Origin of the sequence: Streptomyces sp. NPDC052036 (assembly GCF_040680495.1) — a bacterium.
GTDB lineage: Bacteria > Actinomycetota > Actinomycetes > Streptomycetales > Streptomycetaceae > Streptomyces.
On record NZ_JBFAWW010000122.1, the window covers coordinates 1 to 1,767 of the forward strand.

At 65.4% G+C, this 1,767-nt stretch carries 1 protein-coding gene and 1 pseudogene; both read right to left on the reverse strand.

Annotated features, from left to right (window positions below; translation table 11 throughout):
- Window positions 1–1,297 (reverse strand): IS21 family transposase (istA, locus tag AB0L95_RS42145; RefSeq protein ID WP_365171973.1); only part of this gene is annotated, 1,297 nt, incomplete at its 3' end.
- A gap of 225 nt (window positions 1,298–1,522) precedes the next feature.
- Window positions 1,523–1,767 (reverse strand): annotated as a pseudogene (locus AB0L95_RS42150) (ISAs1 family transposase); the annotation flags it as partial.

Consider the following 1,767-nt stretch of genomic DNA (forward strand, 5'->3'; position numbering starts at 1 on the left):
CCAACTTGAGCCTAGACACCTCAAGGATCACAGGAGGCGGCGTGTTTCCTGTATCGGGGCAGTTCAGGGCGCCCACACATACGGCAGGAGAGCCCGTGTTTTTGTCGGTGCGTTTGCCCTGCTCAAGTGCCGTGTGCGTCTTGACCAGCTCGCCCTCGTGGAAGACCTGCATCATTGTGGCGGTGGAGCGGACATCGACCCGGCGGCCGATCAGCTTCCAGGGCACCGAGTAGAGCGTGCGGCCGACCTTGATGTGGATGTGCGGGCCGACGGTGGCCTGTGACCACCGGGCCAGCACGAACGGCTCCTCGGGCAGCGGCAGCAGGGCCTTGGCCTCTACCGCCTCGAACACGGACAGCGGCTTCGCGCCGCCCAACGGGCGGCACTGTCGCTGAGCTGCGACGTTCCTGGCCCAGAGCAGGGCCTCGGCCTGCATGTGCTCCAGTGAGGTGAACGTCCGACCGCTCCAGAACGAGTCGCGAACATAGGGCATGGGCCGCTCGACCCGCGGCTTGTCCTTCGGCTTCGATGCGCGGGCCGGGTCCACCAACGTGCCGTAGTAGGTGGCGAGTTCGGCATAAGAGCGGTTGATCTTCGGGTCGTAGAGGTCCGGCTTGTCGACCCCGGTCTTGAGATTGTCCGGCACCAGGCGGCGCGGGACGCCGCCGAAGAAGCGGAAGGCTTCCGCGTGCGCGAGGGTCCAGGCGTGCTGGTCCATGTGCGTCACCGGGCGGACGAACATGTGCCGCGAGGCGGGCAGCACCATCACAAAAGCCCAGATCCGGTGGCGTTTCCCGGTCGTGGGGTTGATCCACTGCCCCAGGAAGCCGTAGTCGATCTGGGCCTCCGAGCCCGGCTCGACGTCGTCCCGCAGCACCGTGACCTTCGAGCGGGCCGCCTCATCAGGCAGGTTCTCGTGCACCCAGCGGCGGAACGTCGTCAGAGACACCTTCAACTTGCCCTCGTCGCGAAGGCGTTGGTGGATCGTGGTGACCGTGGTCGTCTTAAGCAGTTCCTTGACGTAGTCGCGGTGCGGCTCGATCTCGCCCCACCTGACCTGGTTCAGCTTCCGGCTCGTGAGCTCGGGGAACCAGCTCTTGAGCAGCTTGGCCCAATCCGTCTCGCTCATGGGCGGCCTGCCCGGGGTGATCCCCGCCTTTTCCGCTGGCGCCAGGTACTTCCTGATCGTCTTGCGGTCCACCCCCAGCGAGGCGGACACCTGGCTCTTGGACCGGCCCGCGTACCAGTGCACGTAGATCTCGACGATGTCGACCACGGTGAATGTTCTCCTTGCCATCCGGTGCGTCCGTCGGCCTCTCGGCTCGCGGATCGAGGGCCCGCGACGCTCCGAGAGATCCGGGCCCTCAACCCGGGCACCGGCATGCCCATGGGGAACTCGCCCGATTCGCAAGGATTGACTAATCAGTGATCAAACCACTCGAAACAGGGAATATCACGCCAGTTCGAGCATGGTCGGCAGCACCATCGATGGTCGGCGCCCCGTGGGGAATCCAGGGCTTGATCAAGTTCCGTAGGTGTCCGGATCGTTGGTGATGCCCAGGATGGGGAGTGCTCGTCGGGGCTCGTCGCGGATCGCCCGGGTGGTCTTGGCGATGTTGTCGGCTCCGAGGATTTTCAGCACGCCGATGGCGAGGCTGCGGAAGGTCGTCATGGCGCGGGGTGCGGTCCCGGTGTGAACGGTGGAGGCGTCCTCGGCGAAGGTGACGTCCCTGATGTAGTGCGAGGAGTTCTCGATTCCCCAGTGCC